Origin of the sequence: Nostoc sp. WHI, assembly GCF_015714725.1 — a bacterium.
Lineage (GTDB): Bacteria > Cyanobacteriota > Cyanobacteriia > Cyanobacteriales > Nostocaceae > Nostoc.
Map to the genome: position 1 here is coordinate 1 of NZ_WBKM01000208.1, position 21855 is coordinate 21855.

General features: G+C 43.1%; 20 protein-coding genes. 9 read left to right on the top strand and 11 right to left on the bottom strand.

Going from position 1 to position 21855, the window contains the following annotated elements; translation table 11 throughout:
* Nucleotides 1–794: DUF4351 domain-containing protein (locus F8S12_RS20730; protein ID WP_196517955.1), on the top strand; the 794-nt coding region annotated here is incomplete at its 5' end.
* A gap of 50 nt (nucleotides 795–844) precedes the next feature.
* Nucleotides 845–1714, top strand: a complete 870-nt coding sequence (locus F8S12_RS20735; protein ID WP_196517957.1) for a peptidoglycan recognition protein family protein — start codon at nucleotides 845–847, stop codon at nucleotides 1712–1714.
* A 75-nt stretch (nucleotides 1715–1789) separates the two neighbouring features.
* Here the strand turns inward: F8S12_RS20735 and ribBA are convergent, their stop codons facing one another.
* Nucleotides 1790–3463 carry a bifunctional 3,4-dihydroxy-2-butanone-4-phosphate synthase/GTP cyclohydrolase II gene (ribBA, locus tag F8S12_RS20740; protein ID WP_196517960.1) on the bottom strand — a complete coding sequence of 558 codons (1674 nt, stop codon included), beginning with the start codon at nucleotides 3461–3463 and terminating at the stop codon, nucleotides 1790–1792.
* A gap of 280 nt (nucleotides 3464–3743) precedes the next feature.
* On the opposite strand from ribBA, the gene argC reads away from it, so the two are divergent.
* Nucleotides 3744–4802, top strand: a complete 1059-nt coding sequence (gene argC / locus F8S12_RS20745) for an N-acetyl-gamma-glutamyl-phosphate reductase (RefSeq protein WP_196517962.1) — start codon at nucleotides 3744–3746, stop codon at nucleotides 4800–4802.
* A 157-nt stretch (nucleotides 4803–4959) separates the two neighbouring features.
* Here argC and eno read toward each other — a convergent pair whose 3' ends face one another.
* The 3 genes from eno to F8S12_RS20760 all read right to left on the bottom strand — a co-directional run bounded on the left by eno (nucleotide 4960) and on the right by F8S12_RS20760 (nucleotide 6989).
* A complete protein-coding gene (gene eno / locus F8S12_RS20750) occupies nucleotides 4960–6249 on the bottom strand; it encodes a phosphopyruvate hydratase (RefSeq protein WP_196517964.1) in 1290 nt (429 codons plus the stop codon).
* Nucleotides 6250–6365: 116 nt separating this feature from the next.
* Nucleotides 6366–6674: a hypothetical protein gene (locus tag F8S12_RS20755; RefSeq protein ID WP_196517966.1), complete on the bottom strand. Its 309-nt coding sequence runs from the start codon at nucleotides 6672–6674 to the stop codon at nucleotides 6366–6368.
* A gap of 150 nt (nucleotides 6675–6824) precedes the next feature.
* Nucleotides 6825–6989 (bottom strand): hypothetical protein, encoded by a 165-nt coding sequence (locus F8S12_RS20760; RefSeq protein WP_196517995.1) that lies wholly within the window; start codon nucleotides 6987–6989, stop codon nucleotides 6825–6827.
* Here F8S12_RS20760 and gloA point away from each other — a divergent pair.
* On the top strand, nucleotides 6941–7369 hold the full coding sequence (gene gloA, locus F8S12_RS20765; protein WP_196517968.1) for a lactoylglutathione lyase: 429 nt from the start codon (nucleotides 6941–6943) through the stop codon (nucleotides 7367–7369). The two genes, F8S12_RS20760 and gloA, sit on opposite strands and share 49 nt — an antisense overlap.
* Here gloA and F8S12_RS20770 read toward each other — a convergent pair.
* The gene (locus F8S12_RS20770; RefSeq protein ID WP_196517971.1) at nucleotides 7349–7825 is read right to left on the bottom strand and encodes a hypothetical protein; all 477 of its coding nucleotides are present in this window, start codon (nucleotides 7823–7825) and stop codon (nucleotides 7349–7351) included. The two genes, gloA and F8S12_RS20770, sit on opposite strands and share 21 nt — an antisense overlap.
* A 92-nt stretch (nucleotides 7826–7917) precedes the next feature.
* On the opposite strand from F8S12_RS20770, the gene clpB reads away from it, so the two are divergent.
* Nucleotides 7918–10560 carry an ATP-dependent chaperone ClpB gene (gene clpB, locus F8S12_RS20775; RefSeq protein WP_196517973.1) on the top strand — a complete coding sequence of 881 codons (2643 nt, stop codon included), beginning with the start codon at nucleotides 7918–7920 and terminating at the stop codon, nucleotides 10558–10560.
* Nucleotides 10561–10612: 52 nt separating this feature from the next.
* On the opposite strand, the gene F8S12_RS20780 is transcribed toward clpB, so the two are convergent.
* From F8S12_RS20780 to F8S12_RS20790, 3 genes are all read right to left on the bottom strand, one after another.
* Complete coding sequence (locus tag F8S12_RS20780) at nucleotides 10613–11158, bottom strand: hypothetical protein (protein ID WP_196517975.1); 546 nt, start codon at nucleotides 11156–11158, stop codon at nucleotides 10613–10615.
* Between the two features lie 180 nt (nucleotides 11159–11338).
* The gene (locus tag F8S12_RS20785; RefSeq protein ID WP_196517977.1) at nucleotides 11339–13090 is read right to left on the bottom strand and encodes an ABC transporter ATP-binding protein; all 1752 of its coding nucleotides are present in this window, start codon (nucleotides 13088–13090) and stop codon (nucleotides 11339–11341) included.
* A 312-nt stretch (nucleotides 13091–13402) separates the two neighbouring features.
* Nucleotides 13403–14032: a hypothetical protein gene (locus F8S12_RS20790; RefSeq protein ID WP_196517979.1), complete on the bottom strand. Its 630-nt coding sequence runs from the start codon at nucleotides 14030–14032 to the stop codon at nucleotides 13403–13405.
* 323 nt (nucleotides 14033–14355) lie between these two features.
* On the opposite strand from F8S12_RS20790, the gene galE reads away from it, so the two are divergent.
* From galE to F8S12_RS20800, 3 genes are all read left to right on the top strand, one after another.
* Nucleotides 14356–15360 (top strand): UDP-glucose 4-epimerase GalE, encoded by a 1005-nt coding sequence (galE, locus tag F8S12_RS20795; protein WP_196517981.1) that lies wholly within the window; start codon nucleotides 14356–14358, stop codon nucleotides 15358–15360.
* A gap of 155 nt (nucleotides 15361–15515) precedes the next feature.
* Nucleotides 15516–15692 (top strand): DUF6888 family protein, encoded by a 177-nt coding sequence (locus F8S12_RS42410; RefSeq protein ID WP_373690607.1) that lies wholly within the window; start codon nucleotides 15516–15518, stop codon nucleotides 15690–15692.
* On the top strand, nucleotides 15689–15874 hold the full coding sequence (locus F8S12_RS20800) for a DUF6887 family protein (protein WP_196517983.1): 186 nt from the start codon (nucleotides 15689–15691) through the stop codon (nucleotides 15872–15874). The genes F8S12_RS42410 and F8S12_RS20800 overlap by 4 nt, the downstream gene beginning before the upstream one ends.
* A gap of 222 nt (nucleotides 15875–16096) precedes the next feature.
* On the opposite strand, the gene F8S12_RS20805 is transcribed toward F8S12_RS20800, so the two are convergent.
* The 3 genes from F8S12_RS20805 to F8S12_RS20815 all read right to left on the bottom strand — a co-directional run bounded on the left by F8S12_RS20805 (nucleotide 16097) and on the right by F8S12_RS20815 (nucleotide 20511).
* Complete coding sequence (locus F8S12_RS20805; protein WP_230968161.1) at nucleotides 16097–16801, bottom strand: hypothetical protein; 705 nt, start codon at nucleotides 16799–16801, stop codon at nucleotides 16097–16099.
* A complete protein-coding gene (locus F8S12_RS20810; RefSeq protein WP_196517985.1) occupies nucleotides 16776–18023 on the bottom strand; it encodes an urease accessory protein UreH domain-containing protein in 1248 nt (415 codons plus the stop codon). Before F8S12_RS20810 ends, F8S12_RS20805 begins: the two co-directional genes overlap by 26 nt.
* A gap of 763 nt (nucleotides 18024–18786) precedes the next feature.
* Entirely contained in the window at nucleotides 18787–20511 is a 1725-nt protein-coding gene (locus F8S12_RS20815; RefSeq protein ID WP_196517987.1) for a sensor histidine kinase, read from the bottom strand.
* Nucleotides 20512–21268: 757 nt separating this feature from the next.
* Here F8S12_RS20815 and F8S12_RS20820 point away from each other — a divergent pair.
* On the top strand, nucleotides 21269–21706 hold the full coding sequence (locus tag F8S12_RS20820) for a CAAD domain-containing protein (protein WP_196517989.1): 438 nt from the start codon (nucleotides 21269–21271) through the stop codon (nucleotides 21704–21706).
* Nucleotides 21707–21855 lie beyond the last annotated feature (149 nt).

Consider the following 21855-nt stretch of genomic DNA (forward strand, 5'->3'; position numbering starts at 1 on the left):
AAATCTTAAAAACCGAATTGAGTATTGAACCAATCCGTGCTGATTCGGTGATACTTCTGCAAACAGAAAATCGGATTCTACACCTAGAATTTCAAACCACAATCAAATCTAAAGAACCAATTCCTCTGCGGATGCTAGATTACTATGTTCGATTGACACGAAAATATCAAGTTCCTGTTACCCAGATAGTGATTTTCTTGCAAGAGACAAGCGACGAAATTGCTTTTACCGAAGAATATGTCAGCGAAGTCACAACCCACCGTTATCGAGTTATCCGCATGTGGGAGCAAGATTCGGCAATATTTCTGGACAATCTGGCGTTATTGCCTTTAGCACCATTAACGCGAACCGATTCAGCCCAAACGTTATTATCACAGATTGCCGAGGAAATTGATAAAATTCCAGATATCGAGACGAGACAAAACACTGCTGCTTACACGGAGATTTTAGCCGGGTTAAAGTTTGAGAAAGATTTTATTCGTCAATTATTTCGGGAGGAGATTATGCAAGAGTCAGTGATTTATCAGGATATTTTCCAGAAGGGAGAACAAAGAGGAGAACAAAGAGGAGAACAAAGAGGAGAACAAAGGGGAGAACAAAGGGGAGAGCAGAAGGAAGCATTGAAATATACTTTACGCCTTTTAAATAGACGCTTTGGTGAGATAGATTCATTAATAATTGAACGTCTTCAAGTCTTATCTACTGAACAATTGGAAGAATTAGGAGAAGAGCTTTTAGATTTTTCAAATATATCTGATTTAGTTGCTTGGCTTGAGCAAAATCCAAGCAGTTAAATTCATCTCTAAAACTTGTTAATATCTACCGTTTTACGGGTATTAGAAAAATGAAGTTTACAGACTGGGCGACTAGAGTGTTACTAATCTCGCTGATGTTCGCCGCTCTAATTGTAGTGCTGCTGATTGGACGAGGGACAAAATTACAAAATAATCCGACAACATTAAAACCACAGGTTACAGCCAGGAGCCAATATCCACAGGCGCAATTTCAATCAGCGAAAGAGCCAGAGAAGAAATCTCAAGATGTTATCAAGTCGCCAGTTAAGACTAATAAGCCTGTCGCAAGGTACGTAACCACTCAAGCTTTTGCACAGTACAAACCTAATTATCAAGTTGTTTCAGTTGATCCAAGTAACTATGGAGAAAGATACGCCACAGGTATTAATAGTGAACCTCTCAAAAACCAACCGATTATCGTCTTGCATGAAACTGGTTATTCAGCTTCCAGCGCCATTAATTTTTTTCAAGTAGCCCATGACGATGAAAATGTGCAAGCAAGTTACCACGCTTTAATCAAGCTAGACGGAACGGTGGTTTATCTAGTACCGCCACAAAAGCGAGCTTTTGGTGCGTCTAACTCAGTATTTGATGGTTCCCAGGGAGTGGAAACTGTGAAGACTAATCCAAGTTTGCCGCCATCTGTGAATAATTTTGCTTATCATGTTTCTTTGGAAACCCCGCCAGATGGTTATGACAGTAGCAGCCAAGAAACCCATAGCGGCTACACGGAGGCTGAATATAATTCTCTTGCTTGGTTAATTGCTCAAAGTCAAGTCCCAGACGATCGCATCACTACCCACCATCTAGTAGACCGTTCTGGTAAAAAAGTTGACCCGATAAATTTTGATGGTAATAAATTTCTGAGCTTACTTAATACTTATCGTCAGGTTAAACCAATCTATAGAGTAAACAAATAATTGATCTAAATCAATCCCTGAACTTGGTTGGGAGCATTCCCAGCCAGAGGCCGGGAACCAGGTAATTTATCGAAGCTATTTGCTAAAGCTATAAATTTGCTGCGTTTCCAGACGATCGCTAATCGATGAAGGCAGTGTACCATCTGTAAATGTCTGTCGATCCAGTTGAATTTGTAAGTTACTTAAAGGATCACAACCAGGAGAAATCAGAAATTCTAGTTTCTGGATGTAAGGCAAAGTTGCGAGGTTGTCTAGAATTTGGAAGATTGCATGGATGTAAGGATGACCACTTTGGCGATACCAATCAAAGCTAGCGATTTTTGGCTGATCAAAACCCAAGTGTACTGTTAAAGCTGGCTCGTCAAATAATGCGATCGCTAAGGGACGCGCTTCTTCCTGCAACAATAAATCATTACTTTTCGCTAAATGTCGCAGTTTTTCTAAGCGTTCATAACGTTCTGTCACAGCTTCCGGGTCATCTTGCCAGTGAATTGCTACTGTCACTAGATAAGTTTGTAACAGCATGTGACCCAGCTTTTTCGCCTTTGTCGCCAGATAATAAGAATTGTAGTCGGTTGCCTCAATTAACAATGGCACGCGATCAACTACTTCCAATCCATAGCCCTTAACTCCGGCAATTTTGCGGGGATTATTGGTAATCAGGCGAATCTTTTTGATGCCCAAGTCCATGAGCATTTGCGCTCCCATTCCGTAGTCTCGCAAGTCAGCAGGAAATCCCAAACGCTCATTTGCTTCTACTGTATCCAGTCCCATATCCTGCAACGAGTAGGCTTTCAGCTTGTTAATCAAGCCTATTCCCCGGCCTTCTTGCCGCAGGTAGACAACTACACCTTGACCGGCAGACTCAATCATTTTCAGTGCGGCTTGTAACTGCATCCGACAATCACAACGCAAAGAACCCAAAGTGTCACCAGTTAAGCATTCTGAGTGCATTCGCACCATCACTGGCTCATCTTTGAAATGAGCTGGATCACCCTTGACAATTGCAACGTGTTCTGTGTTATCTACAGTGTGACGGTAGGCGTAAATTTCAAACTGACCGAACTGACTAGGCAGCTTAGTAACAACTTCTCGATACACTAAGCGATCGTGTTTTAGCCGATAACTGATTAAATCCGCAATACTAATAATTTTTAAATTGTGACGTTTAGCATATTCAACTAACTGCTGCAACCGCGCCATTGAACCGTCGGGGTTTTGAATTTCGCAAATTACCCCAGATGGGTATAGCCCTGCTAGTCGAGCTAAATCCACAGCCGCTTCCGTATGTCCGGCGCGTTTGAGTACACCTCCCTCCTTAGCTCGAATTGGGAAAATATGTCCAGGACGACGTAAATCGGTAGGTTTTGTGGCTGGGTTGAGAGTAACCTGGATAGTTCGGGCGCGGTCTTCTGCTGAGATGCCTGTAGTTACGCCCAATTCTGGCCCGGCATCAATACTGACGGTGAAGGCAGTTTGGTTAGTATCTGTAATATTGCTTACCATCAAGGGTAAGTCTAATTCGTCTAGGCGATCGCCCGTCATTGCCAAACAAATCAGTCCTCTAGCTTCCACCGCCATGAAATTAATCATGTCGGGCGTGGCAAATTGGGCGGCACATATTAAGTCGCCTTCATTTTCTCTATTTTCATCATCTACCACTACAACGACACGCCCAGCTTTCAGGTCTGCCAAGGCGGCATCAATTGCATCAAATTGAAAAACTTGGGTAGTCTTAGGCTGTGACACAGAAAGATTTCCAGCTACCAACGTAAATTTTTTTAACAATTTCTTCTTTATAATTGTAGCTCCTTTATGAAGCAGAGAAGTAGACCAGCAATGATTTGATAATATGGCAAAAATTTAAAATTGGGGTCAAGGGTCAATTAACTGAATTTTTATCTTTGAACTTTTGACTCCCCAAAAAAAGTGGAGAGGTTTTAGGCATTTTGTGCATTGCGCGTCTGGTCGCTGATATTGTTGATAGCTGAGAACGAATTAACCATTCATGGGATAAGGATTTCAGATCATGGGCAAATTTAGACGCGTACCCGTTGGGGTTGTTGGCGCGTCGGGCTATGGCGGAGTACAGTTAGTACGATTACTCATGGATCATCCAGAAGTTGAACTGGTTTATTTAGGTGGTGAGAGCAGTATCGGGAAATCTTTTGGAGATATCTACCCGCATCTGGCTCATGCAGCTAACCTGCCAATAGAGGCAATAGAACCAGAAATAATTGCTCATCGCTGTGAAGTAGTTTTCCTATCTTTAGCAAATGGTCTGGCTTGCCAAATCGCGCCCAAACTATTGGAAAAAGGATGCAAAGTCTTAGATTTGAGTGCAGATTATCGGTTTAGTAATTTGACCACTTATACAAATTGGTATGGTACACACAGAAGCGATCGCGCAATTGCAGCTACAGCAGTTTATGGATTACCAGAACTTTATCGCGATCGCATTGCTGAAGCTCAACTCGTTGGCTGCCCTGGTTCCTATCCCACTGCTAGCCTCCTTGCACTTTCGCCACTCTTAAAGCAAGGTTTAATCGTACCAGAAACAGCTATTATTGATGCCAAATCTGGTACATCTGGTAGCGGACGGCAAGCCCAAACCAATTTATTATTAGCTGAGGCAGACAACTCCATCGCAGCTTACAATGTCGTCCATCACCGTCATACCCCAGAAATTGAGCAAATTTGCAGTGATTTAGCTGGTCACGAACTCATGATCCAATTTACACCACACCTGATCCCAATGGTGCGCGGTATTTTGGCAACGGTATATGCCACACTGCGCGATCCTGGTTTGGTGCGAGACGACTTAATCACAATTTTCTCAGCCTTCTACCGCAACTCTCCTTGGGTGAAAATCTGCGGTAGCGGCGTTTATCCCCAAACTAAGTGGGCTAGTGGCAGCAATCTTTGTTATATCGGTTTGGAAGTTGACCCACGCACAGGTCGCGTAATTGTCATGTCAGCAATTGACAATCTAATTAAAGGAGAAGCGGGTCAAGCAATTCAGTGTCTAAACCTGATGATGGGCTGGGATGAAACTTTAGGGTTGCCTAAATTGGGATTTTATCCTTAATTGGGCATTGGGAAGATCCCCCCGCCTGTGGCGACCCCCTTAAAAAGGGGGTAAAAGAGATATGCTTATGCTCCCCCCTTTTTAAGGGGGGTTGGGGGGGATCTCCGAGGAATAAACACGTTAACCGAACTGTATTGCCCCCTGCTCCCTCATCTCTCTACTTCGGCCCTAACCCCACAGCACCAGCATAAACGGCGCGATCGCCTAGTTCATCTTCAATTCGCAGCAAGCGATTATATTTTGCTACGCGTTCGCTGCGACAGAGGGAACCTGTTTTGATTTGACCGGCACGGGTTGCTACAGCTAAATCAGCGATCGTTGTGTCTTCTGTTTCACCAGAACGATGGCTAATTACTGAACGGAAACCGTTGCGATTTGCCAAATCAATGGTTTCCAAGGTTTCGGTGAGAGAACCAATTTGATTGAGTTTAATCAAAATGGCATTACCTGCTTTTTCCTGGATGCCTCTTTGCAAGCGAGTGGCGTTAGTCACAAATAAGTCATCGCCTACCAATTGCACCCGCGAACCTAATTTCTGGGTAAGCAATTGCCAACTTTGCCAATCTTCCTCGTGCAAGCCATCCTCAATTGACACAATGGGATATTGGTCAACCAGTTGCGCGAGGTAATCAATAAACTCCGTAGGAGCGTGAGGTTTACCATCGTAGACATATTGGCCATTTTTGTAAAACTCACTAGCCGCCACATCCAACGCCAAAGCTACTTGTTCCCCTGGCTTGTAACCAGCTTTCTGAATGGCAGCAACTAGCAATTCTAAAGCTACCTGATTGGATTCTAGGTTAGGGGCAAAGCCGCCTTCATCGCCCACCCCAGTCAGCAAACCCTTCTCATCTAACACTTGACTGAGGGTAGCAAACACCTCTGCACCCCAGCGCAATGCTTCCCGAAAGGAAGGTGCGCCAATTGGGACAATCATAAATTCTTGAAAATCTACGTTGTTTGATGCGTGTGCGCCACCGTTAATCACATTCATCAACGGCACTGGTAGTAAATTCGATAAAGGGCTACCTAAATAGCGATATAGGGGAATTGCTAGAGACTCAGCACCAGCTTTAGCTGCTGCTAGGGAAACTGCCAAAATCGCATTAGCTCCCAAATTAGATTTATTGTCAGAACCATCTATAGCAATCATTGTGCGGTCTAGCAGTTCTTGGTTGAGAACATCCAAGCCTAACAATTGTGGCGCGATCGCTTCTTTAACGTTTTGTACTGCCTTGAGTACGCCTTTGCCTCCGTAACGGCTTTTATCGCCATCACGCAGCTCGTGAGCCTCAAAAGTGCCAGTTGAGGCACCACTGGGAACCTGTGCCAGTCCCACAACACCGTTGGCTAGATGCACTTCGGCTTCAATTGTTGGTCTACCGCGTGAATCAAGAATTTCGCGGGCTGCGATCGCTTCAATGGCAGTATCTAGAATGTTACTCATCTGTACTTTATCCTTTATTTGAGTGTGTTACGCATACAGTGCAGTTGCTTAACCCAATCGTTAGCTTATGCTGTTAAGAGACTTTCTTGGCTGAGATTAAAGAAGATTTCCATTATTTATATGCTTAGGGAAATAGGTAAAGGAATGTTTATAAAGGTTAAAGACTCATCCACGAGTACCAAAGACTCGTCCACGAGTATCAAAGACTCATCCACGAGTATCAAAGACTCATCCACGAGTATCAAAGACTCATCCACGAGTATCAAAGACTCATCCACGAGTATCAAAGACTCATCGGCGAGTATCAAAGACTCGTCCACGAGTATCAAAGACTCATCCACGAGTATCAAAGACTCGTCCACGAGTATCAAAGACTCGTCCACGAGTATCAAAGACTCGTCCACGAGTATCAAAGACTCGTCCACGAGTATTAAAGACTATTCTTTCTCTCGTTCCCATGCTCTGCATGGGAATGGCTGATTAGGGGCTGCTGCCTTCAGTTAGACATTGAGCCAGAGACTCAATGAATGCATTCCCAGGCGGAGCCTGGGAACGAGGAATCAAATTGCTGTAAGTTAGGTTTTTAAGACTTGACCAATTTTTGAATTTTGTTCAAATGCGATCGCTTTGGTAACTTCTGTAAAATGTTGGCAGAAAGCAATACTCAACAAACCAAAAACAGAAGGTAAATATGCGATTACTACATACAATGCTGCGGGTGGGCAACCTTGAAGAGTCATTAAAGTTCTACTGTCAACTTCTAGGAATGAAATTACTGCGCCAAAAAGATTATCCAGGGGGAGAATTTACCCTGGCTTTTGTTGGCTACGGCGATGAAAGCGACAACACGGTGATCGAACTAACCTACAACTGGGGAGTGGAAAAGTACGAATTAGGTAATGCTTACGGTCACATTGCCCTTGGCGTTGATGATATTTACGCTACGTGTGAAGAAATCCGCAATCAGGGCGGTAAGATTGTGCGGGAAGCAAGCCCGATGAAACATGGTTCAACAGTAATTGCTTTTGTGGAAGATCCAGACGGGTATAAAATTGAACTGATTCAACTGGGAACTCAAGGATCGGCAGTTAAACAGGAATCACAAGAGCAACTTGTGTAGAGACGGCGATTTATCGCGTCTTTCCGACCTAGAATTTTCATCAAAAAACCTTAACCGAACCGTATTGAGTGCTGAGTCACCGAACTTCTGAGCGGCGGTTTCCGTCGCTTCTACTTTTCCCTGAGTTTTTAGGCGGGTTAGGGGATCTCCTGTGCGTAAATCTATTAGTATTAACCCCATACTGTCGTTGATGAGCAACACTAATAGCGTAGGCGTAGCCCGCACTTCTCTACGAGACGCTGCGCGAACGGCAAGCTCAGTGACCATCATAGACATCGCTCCATTAGCACCATTTGGCAAAGTCTGCTCAGAACAGTATTTTCGTTTTAAATTAGGAAATAGGTAATGGATCAAATTATCATCAATAACTAATCCTAAATTACCACCGGAGATACACGCGGATATACGCTGAGAATGTTGGGATAATTGAGTACTAAGGCGTAGGGTTATAACCACACCCCACTCCCCACTCCCCACTCCCTACTCCCTACTTTCTTTAATTAATCCCCAATCCCTAAACTAAAAATCAAAATTTCAAAATTCTAAAGATGCAACCTACAGATCCGAATAAATTTACTGATAAAGCCTGGGAAGCGATTGTAAAATCTCAGGATATAGTCCGTGCTTATCAACAACAGCAACTAGATGTTGAACATTTAATTATTGCCCTGTTAGAAGAACCCACAAGTTTAGCAATACGTATCCTGGCTCGATCTGACGTCGATCCAATCCGCTTCCAACAGCAACTCGAAGCCTTTACCCAACGTCAGCCGAAAGTTGGTAAAAGTGATCAGCTTTACCTTAGCCGCAGTTTAGATGTTTTGCTAGATCGAGCTGAGGAAGCTAGAGCCAGGATGAGAGACTCCTACATTTCTGTGGAACACATACTTTTGGCATTTGCTGAAGACGATCGCATTGGCCGAAAGATATTTAAAAGCTTTAACACAGATACAGCAAAGCTAGAAATCGCGATCAAAACCGTTCGCGGTAGCCAAAAGGTGACAGATCAAAGCCCAGAATCTCGCTATGAAGCCTTACAAAAATTTGGCATAGACTTGACAGAACAGGCAAAAGCTGGAAAACTTGATCCGGTGATTGGGCGGGATGACGAAATTCGTCGGGTAATTCAAGTACTGTCTCGTCGTAGCAAAAATAACCCTGTATTAATTGGTGAACCTGGAGTAGGTAAAACAGCGATCGCGGAAGCTTTGGCACAGCGCATGGTAAACGGTGACGTTCCCGAATCTCTGAAAAACCGCCAACTCATTTCTTTAGATATGGGCAGTTTGATTGCTGGTGCTAAATTACGGGGAGAATTTGAAGAACGGCTAAAAGCAGTCCTCAAGGAAGTGATTGAATCTAACGGTCAAATCGTCCTATTTATCGATGAACTGCATACCGTCGTTGGCACTGGTTCCAACCAACAAGGGGCGATGGATGCGGGAAATCTGCTCAAACCAATGCTGGCGCGGGGAGAACTGCGTTGCATTGGCGCTACTACCCTCGACGAGTTCCGTAAACACATTGAGAAAGACGCCGCTCTAGAACGCCGCTTTCAGCAAGTATTTGTGGATCAGCCAAGTGTGGAAAATACTATTTCCATTCTTCGGGGACTGAAAGAACGCTATGAAGTCCATCACAATGTCAAAATTTCTGATTCGGCTTTGGTAGCAGCAGCAACTTTATCAGCACGTTATATTAGCGATCGCTTCTTGCCAGATAAAGCCATTGACTTAGTAGATGAGGCAGCAGCACAGTTGAAAATGGAGATTACCTCCAAACCAGCAGAATTAGAAACCATTGATCGCCGCCTCATGCAGTTAGAAATGGAAAAGCTATCATTAGCTGGCGAAGAAAAAGGTACTCCCCAAACGAGAGAACGTTTGGAACGAATTGAGCAAGAAATTGCTAGTTTAACGGGAAAACAGCAAATATTTAATGAGCAATGGCAAGGTGAAAAGCAGATATTGGAGGCTATAAGCGCCTTAAAGAAAGAAGAAGATGCGCTGCGAGTCCAAATTGAACAGGCGGAACGTGCCTATGACTTGAATAAAGCTGCCCAACTGAAATATGGCAAATTGGAAGGAGTACAGCGCGATCGCGAAGCCAAAGAAGCGAACCTTTTAGAAATTCAAAACCAAGGTTCTACCTTACTGCGAGAACAAGTTACCGAAGCCGATATTGCCGAAATTGTCGCCAAATGGACAGGAATCCCCGTCAATCGCCTGTTGGAATCGGAACGGCAAAAATTACTGCAATTAGAAAGTCATTTGCATGAACGAGTTATTGGGCAAGAAGAGGCTGTAGAAGCGGTAGCAGCAGCAATTCGTCGCGCCCGTGCGGGGATGAAAGACCCCTCTCGTCCCATTGGTTCATTTTTGTTCATGGGCCCCACAGGTGTCGGCAAAACCGAACTCGCCCGTGCTTTAGCTCAGTTTCTCTTTGATTCTGATGATGCCCTGATCCGACTTGATATGTCAGAATATATGGAAAAGAATTCTGTCATGCGAATAGTTGGCTCTCCCCCAGGCTATGTAGATTCTGAAAGGGGAGGGCAACTGACTGAGGCTGTTCGTCGCAAGCCCTACTCAGTAGTATTGTTAGACGAAGTTGAAAAAGCTCACCCAGATGTATTCAACATATTTCTGCAAATGTTGGATGATGGTCGCATTACTGACGGACTAGGGCGTACAGCGGATTTTCGCAATACTGTGATTGTCATGACCAGTAATATTGGTAGCGAACATATTTTAGATGTATCTGGTGATGATTCCAAGTATGAAACAATGCGGAAGCGAGTAATGGAAAACTTGCGATCGCATTTCCGCCCAGAATTTATCAACCGCGTTGATGACATTATTCTCTTCCATACTCTCAATCGCACAGAAATGCGGCAGATTATCCGCATTCAACTCAAGCGCGTAGAAAATCTCCTCCGCGAGCAAAAAATCTTCTTTGAGATATCCCAATCTGCCTGTGATTACCTCGTCGAATCAGGCTATGACCCAGTTTACGGCGCCCGCCCACTCAAACGAGCAATTCAGCGAGAAGTAGAAAACCCCCTCGCCACCAAGTTATTAGAAAATACTTTCATCTCTGGAGACACGATTATCATTGATAAAAATGAAACCGGTCTGTCTTTTAGCAAAAAAGTGCCAGTGAAGGTATCAGTACCACAGGTTGCTACATAGCAGAGGAAAAGGGGCAGGGGGCAGGAGGCAGGGGGGAAACCCCATAATAAATTTATTGGCTCTGATCACAAGGGAAAACATCAATTGCCAACATTAAAGATGGGTCAAGTACCACCAATGATTGCCCTGGGAAAGGCGCACTGTTACAGTCACGAAGAGGTTTTAGACGATGTTCACTTGCACCTATTGCATTGCCATCTAAAATTTTGAGCCGATAACCAGGTAACCAATCTGCTAAGCTTCCCTTTAAATGCCGAATAATCGCTTCCATTGAGGTTCCTGTCTCCCTGAATAATTCAGCACTTACATCAGTCTCCATTGCGTTTAGCTTGTTATAGACAGAAGTAATTGAAACATTCATTTGTGATGTTTTAGCTTGATATGCAGCATGAATTGAAGGTCTAATCCCACAAGCGACTGTATTCACCATCTCTACTACCGTAAAGAACAGTAATTCCCTTGTGTACTGAGTTTTTGCACTTTTCTCAAATAACTTGTCAAGTTTCTGAGGACATAAAATTGTTTCGAGCAGCCCGCGAACCATTACCGAAACCGGACTTTCTTTTACAAAACGCTCAAATACTTGACTTATAATCATTCTAGCTATTCCCCATTTCCCAACTTTATTTTTTCAACTAACTATAATTTGGGGAAAATTACAAGACCTTGAAAGGGCTTGCAAAAACTCTAACATACAAGTATCTACTTAGTATAATTTTAGCTGCCTTGACTATAAAACCATACGTTCAGCATCAATAATTGTCTCTAGTCAAATACACTAATGCAGTAATTCCTCAACTTGATGCTGGCTCCACAAAGTTCTGTATAGTCCCGTTTGTTGCAAAAGTTCCAAGTGATTTCCAATCTGAATAATTCTTCCTTTTTCCATCACAAAAATCCGGTCAGTAGCAGCGGCCGCCGATAATTGGTGCGTCACAAAAATTACCGTTTTACGTTCAGTATCACTGGAGAGATTTTTGAGGATTTGTGTTGCTGTTTGATTATCTACACTGGAGAGGGCATCGTCCAAAATTAACACTGGAGCATTGACCAGCATCGCCCTAGCCAAGGCAGTACGTTGTCGTTGACCACCAGAAAGAGTAATACCGCGTTCACCAACAAGAGTTTCATATTGCTGGGGAAAATTGCTAATTTCTGACTCGATTTGAGCGAGTTTAGCGACAGATTCTACCTTTTCTTGTTCGCTAATTGGATCACCGTAGCGGATATTATTTTTGATTGTAGTGCTAAATAAAAAGCTATCTTGAGGAACATAGGCGATCGCACCTCGTAAATCTGACAATGCGAGCTTGGTAATATCCAGCCCATCTAAAAACAATTGTCCTGATTCAATATCCAACAAGCGCGGTAAAGCATTCGCCAAAGTAGATTTACCAGAACCAATTGCCCCAACAATTGCCACGGTTTCTCCGGCAGCAATGGTAAAGTTAACATTTGCTAAAGCTGGAGTAGTGGAACCAGGGTAAGTGTAGGTGAGATTTTTAGCTGTCAATTCTCCTTTAATTTTTGCCACTGGTAAATACATGGCATCGGCTGCGTCTTGAATTTTTGGTGTGACAGAGAGAATAGATTCAAGGCGGTCAATACTAACTTCACCTCGTTGATAGGCAGTAATTGTGAATCCTAAAATGGCAGTGGGAAAAACTAGACGCTCTACATAAATCAACAGTACTAAAAAGTCGCCAACCTGAAGCGTCCCAGAAGACATCCGCACTGTCCCTAGCCAGAAGATTACCAGTAAACTGATATTAGCTAGTCCGGTAATTAGCGGAAACAGTGTATTTCGGATTTTTGCCAGTTCTAGGTTAGCAGTCAATAGCTGCTGATTTTTCTTAGCGAAGGCTCGACGCTCATTTGCTTCTTGGGCATAGATTTTAATTAAGGCAATGCCACTGATATCCTCTTGGATGAGTTCGCTGATGTCAGAGAGTTGCTCTTGGACTGCTGTTTGTTGTTTACGTAAGCGATTGCTAAATAAACTCACCAACAAAAGCATAAAAGGGTAAACTGCCAGGGAGGCAAGTGTGAGATCCACACTAATCGCTAGCATTACTGGCAGTGTCAGAGCGTAGGCAAACACCGTATTTGCCAAACTCAAGACTGCAAAACCCAATAGCCGCTTGATATTGTCCACATCACTGGTAGCCCGACTAATCAAATCGCCAGCAGTATTACTGGCAAAATAAGCCGGCTCTAGCTTGAGTAAGTGTTCAAAAATCCGTTGTTTCAGGTCAAATTCCACCTGACGCCCGACCCCAAATAGCCAAATACGGGATGCCATCCGCATTAGCCACATTGCTGAACTGAGCAAGACAATCCTGACTACGTAATCTAGTATTTGGTTCAAGTCGAAGGTTGTCGAGAGTTTATCGATACCATCACGAATCAACCAAGGGATATAGACGCCCAGAGCATTGACAGAGAACAAAGCGAGAATGCCTAAGGACGCTTCCCGCCAATGAGGTCGTAAGTAAGCAATGAGTTTAGCAATTCGTCGAGATTTTGCCATTAAAGCAATTTTGCAACCTTATCATCTTAGGTTAACTCCTAGTCCAAGAAGGCAGCTATGTAGAGGGAATATCGCTTAGGAATTAAGCTTTTGTTACCTCTTGCAACTGCGTAGTTATTGCCGTTCGGGACTAGTAGGAAAAGTCAAGTTAACTTTGCCTGGTACGTAGTAAGCACTTCAGCCCTGAACACAAGAACTAAAGTCCTTACTACAATGTGTTTTATCCAGCATAGTTGAGTTGACGGAGTACCAGTAAAACCCGGTGTAAGTAAACCACCTATTCCGTAGCTTGCTTCTCGCCATTTAACTTTACTAGCGCTGAACCCGCAAGAACCTGTAAATTTCACTCAGATAACTTTCCCAAGTTCTCGTTGTTAATTGCAGCGTTTCGGCATTAGGTACAAAGTCTTCAAGTCGTAAACCGCGTGTGCGGATATCTTGAGGATTTCCTTGTAATAAGTAGGGAGGCACTCTCAAATTATAAGAAAGAATGCGATCGCCCCTCACATCTGAGATGTTCGCTGTCAGTGTTCCAGATGTTGGTGCAGCAGTTGCTACATAGGTTTCACTTACCATTGCTAGAGGTGCTCGATAAAGGAAATAGGCGACTGCTGGTGTACTTGCCAACAGCAAAATCGTCAGTGCCCAACCCACCAAGTATCCTCCTGGTTTGTCTATCCCGCCTCCTTTAATTCTCTGAGCTGCAAAAATCATCATTAAAACAGATGCTCCTAGAGGCTTGAGGGGAAAAGACATCATCCTCCACAACGACGCCACAGCTGGTTCGGCGGGGTTAATAAATGATAGGGCTACGATTATCAACATAACGACTAAGATTAATCGCCCGACAAAACTTCCAGAGGGATAAAATCGTTGGAACAGAGAATATACGATAGTGCCAATCAGTAGCCACAGCAGTACTCGGCTTAACAATAGAAACATAGATTAACTCTCAAATTTTCTGGTGCGGTGAGCCAGTGTGGTAGACGGGTTTCCCTGCATAAAACAACTGGCTGTTTTGTTAGCGGTAGCGTCACCCGTTAGGGCTAGCCTAGAGGTTTCGGGAAAGGAATTTATTTTATTGTCAAATTGTAATTGCACAGTTTGACTTTAAATACCTCAAACCTCACACCCAAAGACTACCGTCGTAGTGATTTTAGTGCAATTTTTTAACACTGCGTCCATTATTTATAATTTTTCAGATGAGTAATGTGGCACCAGTAAACTAAATTAATTGAGTAGTTGTCAAGTCAAAAGGAAAAATTATGTCGCCTGGAAAGCCTACCATCTTGGTAACGGGGGGAGCTGGATATATTGGTTCTCATACGGTGCTTGCTCTCAAACAAGCGGGTTATAACGTTGTTATACTTGATAATCTAGTCTATGGGCATCGTGACCTAGTAGAAAGGGTTTTACAGGTTGAACTGATAGTAGGGGATACAGGCGATCGCGCCTTGCTCGATCACCTATTTAAAACCCGCGATATTGCTGCTGTGATGCACTTTTCTGCATACGCCTACGTAGGAGAATCGGTCACTGACCCTGCCAAATATTACCGCAATAACGTTCTTGGTACTTTTACTCTGTTAGAAGCGATGCTGACGGCATCTGTGAAGAAATTTGTCTTTTCTTCTACTTGTGCTACCTATGGGGTGCCAGAATTTGTACCAATTCCAGAAACCCATCCCCAAAATCCGATTAATCCCTATGGCGCTACAAAGCTGATGGTAGAGCAGATTCTCTCTGATTTTGATGTTGCTTATGGTTTCCAATCAGTACGTTTCCGCTATTTTAATGCTGCTGGTGCAAATCCCAGTGGCTTACTGGGCGAGGATCACAACCCAGAAACTCATTTGATTCCCTTGGTGCTAATGACAGCTTTAGGCAAACGAAAATCTATCTCAATTTTCGGCACCGATTACCCGACGCCTGATGGTACTTGTGTTCGTGATTATATTCATGTTAACGACTTAGCAGATGCCCATATTTTGGGATTGGAATATTTATTAAAAGGTGGCGATAGCGAAGTTTTTAATTTGGGTAATGGTAGCGGCTTCTCCGTCAGAGAAGTAATTGCGGCTGCTGAACAAGTGACAGGAATTTCGATACCAGTAGAAGAATGCGATCGCCGTCCTGGCGATCCGCCAATTCTCATTGGCACTAGCGAGAAAGCTAGAACAATCTTAGGCTGGCAACCTCAGTATCCATCCATCCAAGATATTGTTGCTCATGCGTGGCAGTGGCATCAACAGCGACATAATTCGATTTGATGGCATTGGCTGCATATTCGGAAATTAAAGCTCTTAACGATTAGTCTGCTTAGGTTTGGTAATTTGCTACTTCTTTGTACTTAACATCGTAAGAAGCAACGAAAAATCAAGCCTTTTCAGCCTTAACTGATAGGTTTATTGAGAGTGGGGTCTAGATGGAACCAACAACAGAACAGTTGAGAGCGTTTTACAGTAGATGTGTGAGAGCGAGTAATATGTTTCAGCCTATCAACGTGGTGCGACTGGACGAAAGAACGAAGCGTATATACGTTTTGATTGGGGACACAATACAAATAGAGATATATCCCAATGGTGAGGTGACATTTCCATGACTAAACTTGATTATCAAGCCATGTCAGATGATGAATTAAGAGATTGGGTCAGATATCATCCACAGGACAGCGAGGCATTTCATATTTTAATGGACAGGTTAGACCAGCGACCAAAAGTCATTACTCGCACTGATGAGGAATTTGAAACCGAGTTACAACGGCGTATTAACCAAGCTAGTTGAGAGTAAATTGAAATTAGCGAAAACCACCAGTGTAAAAGCTGGTGGTTTAGTCATGAGTAAAAGCCGTAATAAGATGAAACACTTAGTGACTGCGATAATTTGCGGAGCTTTTTTGTAGTGGTGGCTGAATTATTAATTGTAGCTTTAGCCAAGCGATCGCCTTGCCATTTTAGAGCAGGAAGACAAGGGAGAAAAATTGCTCCATTGTCTCCTCTCTATTCCCTATTCTCTTCCCCCTCTCATACTTTGTAGTACGACAACTAAGATGCCGATAAATCCGAGGATTGGCAGTGCGATCGCCCAAAGTGAAAGTGGTAAATTTTGAGATTCACTCTCTACTAAATTACCATTGACATCTCGCAGGGTTCGTGAATTATCTGTAGATCCGGCTGCCACAGTAACTTCAAATTTGAACTCAAACGGTTTGAATCTTTCCCCTGAGGTTGGTTTCCCATTTAGTTGCAACTCATAAATACCTGGCTTGGGAAAGATAATATCTGCACCTGGTATACCTTGATAACGTTCAGCTGCCACAGGTTCTAACGATGGTTCTAGCAGTGCTGGTTCTCCATCTGCATAAGGTTGGGCATAAACAGCCAGCCGACAATTACACTGTTCCAGGGGAATCACCTTTCCACCTCTGCGGGTGAGAGCAAACCAGGCTTGTGTGGGTTCCCCAGCACGGGGATTATCATTTGGTTCAATGTGGAGGGTGCCACCGACATCTGTGGATATCTCCACTTTATGAGCAGATGCAGGGTAAAGATTAGTTATTGATATGACTAAGCAACTCAGGAATAATAAATATTTTATTATTCCTTGACTCTGCCAGGAAATGCCTTTGAACGGGTAACGTCTCTGTTTTTGACTCGTTGGGATGGAGCCAGCCAACAAAAATGATCTACCGCGATTTAGTTGGGGGAACATAAAACTTTTCTACGGCTAACTTTGACCAAAAAAAGCGCGAACGTACTAGCAAGACACTGAGGGTAATAATTACCATCAGTACTGCCGCTAATTTATTTCCCCAAGTTGATTGCAAGGAACCCAGGTAATGGGAACCAATCAACACAGCATGAATGGCACTCAAGAGCAAGGCTGGCACACCCAATAGATGAATCTGTCGCCAACGCTTGCCCAAAGATTTCTGCAATGATTCCCAACTCGTAAAAGCAACGGGGGACATTAATATCAATGCTACAGCACCCGCAGCCATACCCCACTGAAATTCTGGCGGCAGGAAAGAAAAGGCGGCAAAATTCCATTGCAATGAGTGTTCTATCATGTGGGCGGTGTGAACCACAGAAAGCACAAAAGATCCCACTCCCAAGCCCCGGCGGTAACGCAGTGGTGAAGCCCACAAGCCACTAATGGGACGCGCAATTAGCGCCAAGATTAAGCAGATTAACGCGGCGTGTCCGGTGTAATCTACCATTGTGTTACCAGTCCGCAACAAGGTGATGAAGCCAATGGTGAGTGTCACCCAACCGCCTAATCGAAATAACTGACTGCGCCTGTCTTTACTTACCAACGATGTGGAGATGCCTACACCTAGCATAGTGGGCAGGGTTCCCAGTCCAAAGGCCAGCATAGTTGCCATACCCACCCATAAATTGCCAGTTTCGGCGGCTTTAATTTGAGCAGCATACAGGAAACCACAGGGCATTAAACCCCAAGTCATCCCCAAAACCATTGGCGTCCACCATTTTGCTTTTAAGGAAAGCTTAATCATTCCTGTGCTGAGGCGATCGTGTAAACGACCCTGCAAGAGGGGGTGTAACACAGGAATACGCGGCAGCAAATCGGGTTTTACTTGTCCTAACCCAAACCAAATCAGCATTACACCAGTCAAAATTGCCATCCAACGCCGGAAATCGCTGCCAACACCCGCTAGCTGTCCACCTTGCAGCAATACCGAACCTAGCGCCCCAATGCCAGCACCGACTAGAGCATAGCTCAACATCCGCCCCAGGTTTAGCAGGATATGAAATTTTAATTGCGATCGCCAAGTGTCGGACTTTTCTAAGGGTGATGGCTGTTTCGGCTGATGAGACAGGGAAAACGCCATTGTTAAGGGCCCACACATCCCAAAACAATGCCCAAAACTCCCCAGGAATCCCAGGATTAAGATCAGCAACAAATCTACCATAAAAAAGTCCTGAGTTCTGAGTCATGAGTCCTGAGTGTCAGAATAAAGATTTTGAAGAATTAAGAAGAAATTGTTAGGACTTACGCAAAACTACACGCTGTACGGGCAATTCATGAATTGCCCCTACCTGAAAATCAAGGTTTCGGCTATTGTTTGCGTAAGTCCTGATTGTTTTCTCTTTTTCTTTGCTCAGTACTCAGCACTCCTCTAATGCGGGACTATAAGTAAAGTTATCCTCTCTGTCAAAAGACAATCTGTCAAACTTGATGTTTGCTCTAGGAAAGAAAGGTTGTCAACATCCGTAAAACTATTTACACACAAGCTTTTGAGAGCCACTGCTACTTACCCTTTTGGTGCGGAAGTAGCTTTTTTGCTTTTTGGATAAATGTAATCACACAGGTTTTAATCTAGAATTTCCGCTAGCAAATAAATTCATAAGCTCGTTACAACAATTGTTACAATGACTTAAACGTTTCTTATACATTGAGGAGTGATTGTTGCAAAGTATTAAGTATTTGTTGCAACGACTTATATGTTTCCAGGAAAGACTTAAACGTTTCTTATACATTGAGGAGTGATTGTTGCAAAGTATTAAGTATTTGTTGCAACGACTTATATGTTTCCAGGAAAGACTTAAACGTTTCTTATAGATGGAAGAGTATTTGTTGCAAAGCACTTTTGCTACGACTGCTTCTACATTTGCAAGAGCTGTAGTGATGTTTCAATCCTTAATAGGGATTTAGATGAATTGCGATCGCCTCCTTCAATCTTGCACAGTCATTGGCAGGCGAATTGTGAAAGTAGAACCAACTCCCGGCTGACTTTTGACAATAATCTCACCACCCATCATCTGACAAAAGTGGTGGCTAATTGCTAGCCCCAGTCCCGTACCTCCATACTTTTTCGTAGTCGAGGTATCCCCTTGTGTAAAAGGTTGAAATAACTGTTGCTGTTGATGGTGAGACATACCTATACCTGTGTCGCTAACGGTGAAAGTAATCATACCCAAAGGAGCCTCTGGTCGAAATTCATCCTTTTCTCTGTTGACTGTCAGCGTCACTTTGCCGTTTGTAGTGAATTTACTGGCGTTGCTGAGTAAGTTTAACAACACCTGCCGCATCCTGGTTTGATCGGCGTATATGATACCAAGTTGCTGATCAAAATGCACTTCTAAGACATTGGCATTTTTTTCTATTGCTGGTTTGACTGTGAGAACGACGTTATGAATCAGCGTTGCAATCTCGAATGTCTCTGGATAGAGGGTCATTTTCCCCGCTTCAATTTTTGACAAGTCGAGGATTTCGTTAATCAAGTGCAGTAAATGCTTGCCAGCAGAGTTAATTGTTTCTAAGTCTGTGATAAAATCTGCTGATAAACCAAGATCGGTGGCGTCATCTTCTAGAAGTTGGCTTAAGCCGATGACAGCGTTCAATGGTGTACGTAGTTCGTGGCTGACATTTGCCAGAAATATGCTTTTTGCTTTGCTAGCAGCTTCAGCTAATTCTTTAGCTTGCTGTAGTTCTTTAGTGCGCTCAGATACTCGCTCAATTAGACGATTTAGAGATTTAGCGAGTAGGCCAATTTCATCTTCTGTGGTGATGGGAGCTCGCAAATCGAAATTAGATTTCCTAGCTACTTGTTCAGCTACTTGGGTGACAGTGATCACTGGTTCAGCGATCGCTCGACTGGTACGCCAAGCGACAATGGCTGCGATCGCTACCGAAACCAGCATACTCATAATCACAATAAATCGCTCAACTCCTCTTGCCTGTTCAACGGCTTTTTGCCTTTCCTGCTCTTGCTCGTCAGCAGTTTGCAGGATGTTAGTCAAGTTTTGCGACAGTTGATCTAGCCGCATGGCTGTTTCACCACGCATAATTATCAATAACTGCGATCGGGCAAAGGAAATCTGCTGAGGCTGCACTTGCTGGGAGTCAATTTTCTGTAAGACGACCTCGATTTGGTCAACGTAGGCTTTTAAGTTAATCTTGTAATCTAGCAATAACGTTTGTAAAGTAGAACTTGTTGCTGCTAGTCTCCGGGGTTTGCTATCGATAAATCCGGTAATTTTTGAATCTAGTTGTTTAGCTTTTTCAACATTCTTTAGAAAATTAGCTTTTTTCCTTTGCAGCTGTTGTGAATTGTCTAATACAGCAACTAAGTTAAAGCTATGCAATTGCGCTCCTACTACTGCATCTTTATAATTATTTAGTAATTGTTCTTGTTCATAAGCTTGATTGAATTGCCTGACTTCTCTTCCTCGGTAATAGTTAGCGATCACTAATCCAGTAAGTGAGCCAAAAAAGCCAATTCCAATAGCTACAAAGTACCCATAGCCAATTTTTTGATGGATGCGCCAAGAACTGGCTTTTAGTTTCCCTCGTGAGGGAAATTCTATGGTGGGGAGTTCGTCTGTTGCTAGCTCTTCCTCTGACACTTTTTTGCTTTCTGAACTGTTGTCGATAGGGGTTGGCTTCTGAGTTGGCATTCTTCAAATCTTCTTGCCTTCCCGCAAAAGTTACCAAATCAGTCTAGCTTATGCAAACACTTCAATTTGTGATTAACATCTACATTATCTTCTTTTACAGTAAGAGCAAATCATTGCTCACTAGATAATTAGCATAGCCTTATATTATAGCGATTTTGATCGCAGTGTTGTTAAGGACAGTTGTTGGGTATTGGGCAGGGAGAGGACAAAAGGTAGAGACTTTTTCGATAATTCCTCCTTGTCCTTAGTTTCAAAGCAGGGTATCATAAAGTAGTTTTAAAGTCTAGTCTATATGAACACACAAAATTTTTTATTACGTATTACTATCAATACGAATGCGTTAATTGACGAACGCTGCTTAAGATAGCTTTAATATCAGATAAAATCTGCTTTTAGGCTTGTATAAATGAGAGGTGGACTGATTTTTGCATGACTTGTACTTAGATTTAGTGCGATTATGAACAAATGACACAAAATGGGATAATCACAAGCTGAGGATTCTAGTTGATTCAAGAATCGAACTCAGAAAACTGAGCATAATACATCCTGCTGCCTTCTGAGTTCTATCCTGCTACTGACTTTCTACCTTGTAGTTGATGCAGTAGATATTGCGGGGCAATTATGGTTATAGGACACTAAAACGCTTTTGTGTGCTTGACTCAATTGTACTGATGCACTTGTGCATTACCTAATCAACAGCCTTTTGGTTGCAATTATCCAGATTAAAAACTCAACTGTCAAATTTATAGGAGTGAAAATGCCAGAACAAGAATTTACCGACACCACATCTAAAGAGACTACAGTGGCAGAGATCAACAGCCAAACAGGAACCATTACCAAACTCCAGCCTCCCGCACAGTCTCAAGATGAATGGCTAAAATACGGAGAGCAAATTTCTACCTTTTTAGCAACATTGCCAGAATATGTGGGAAGTTTCTTTAATCAATATAAGCAACCTCTGGTAACAGTTGGTTTAATTGTGGGATCAATTGTTGGGGTTAAAGTACTCTTGGCAATACTAGATGCTTTGAATGATATCCCCTTGGTAGCGCCTACTTTTGAGTTGATTGGTATTGGTTATTCTGCCTGGTTTGTTTACCGCTATTTACTCAAAGCCTCAACCAGGCAAGAGTTAACTGGTGAAATCACCATTCTTAAATCACAAGTGGTTGGTAAAGAAATTCCAAAAGCTTAATATCTGACTATCGCTTCTCCTGCGAAGACGCTATGCGAATCCTCTAATTCAAAATTCAAAGTTAGGAATGTTTTTTAAATTTCTAATTTTGAATTTTGAATTCCCCCGTAGGGGGTTAAGCAGGGAGCAGGGGAGCAGGGGAGCAGGGG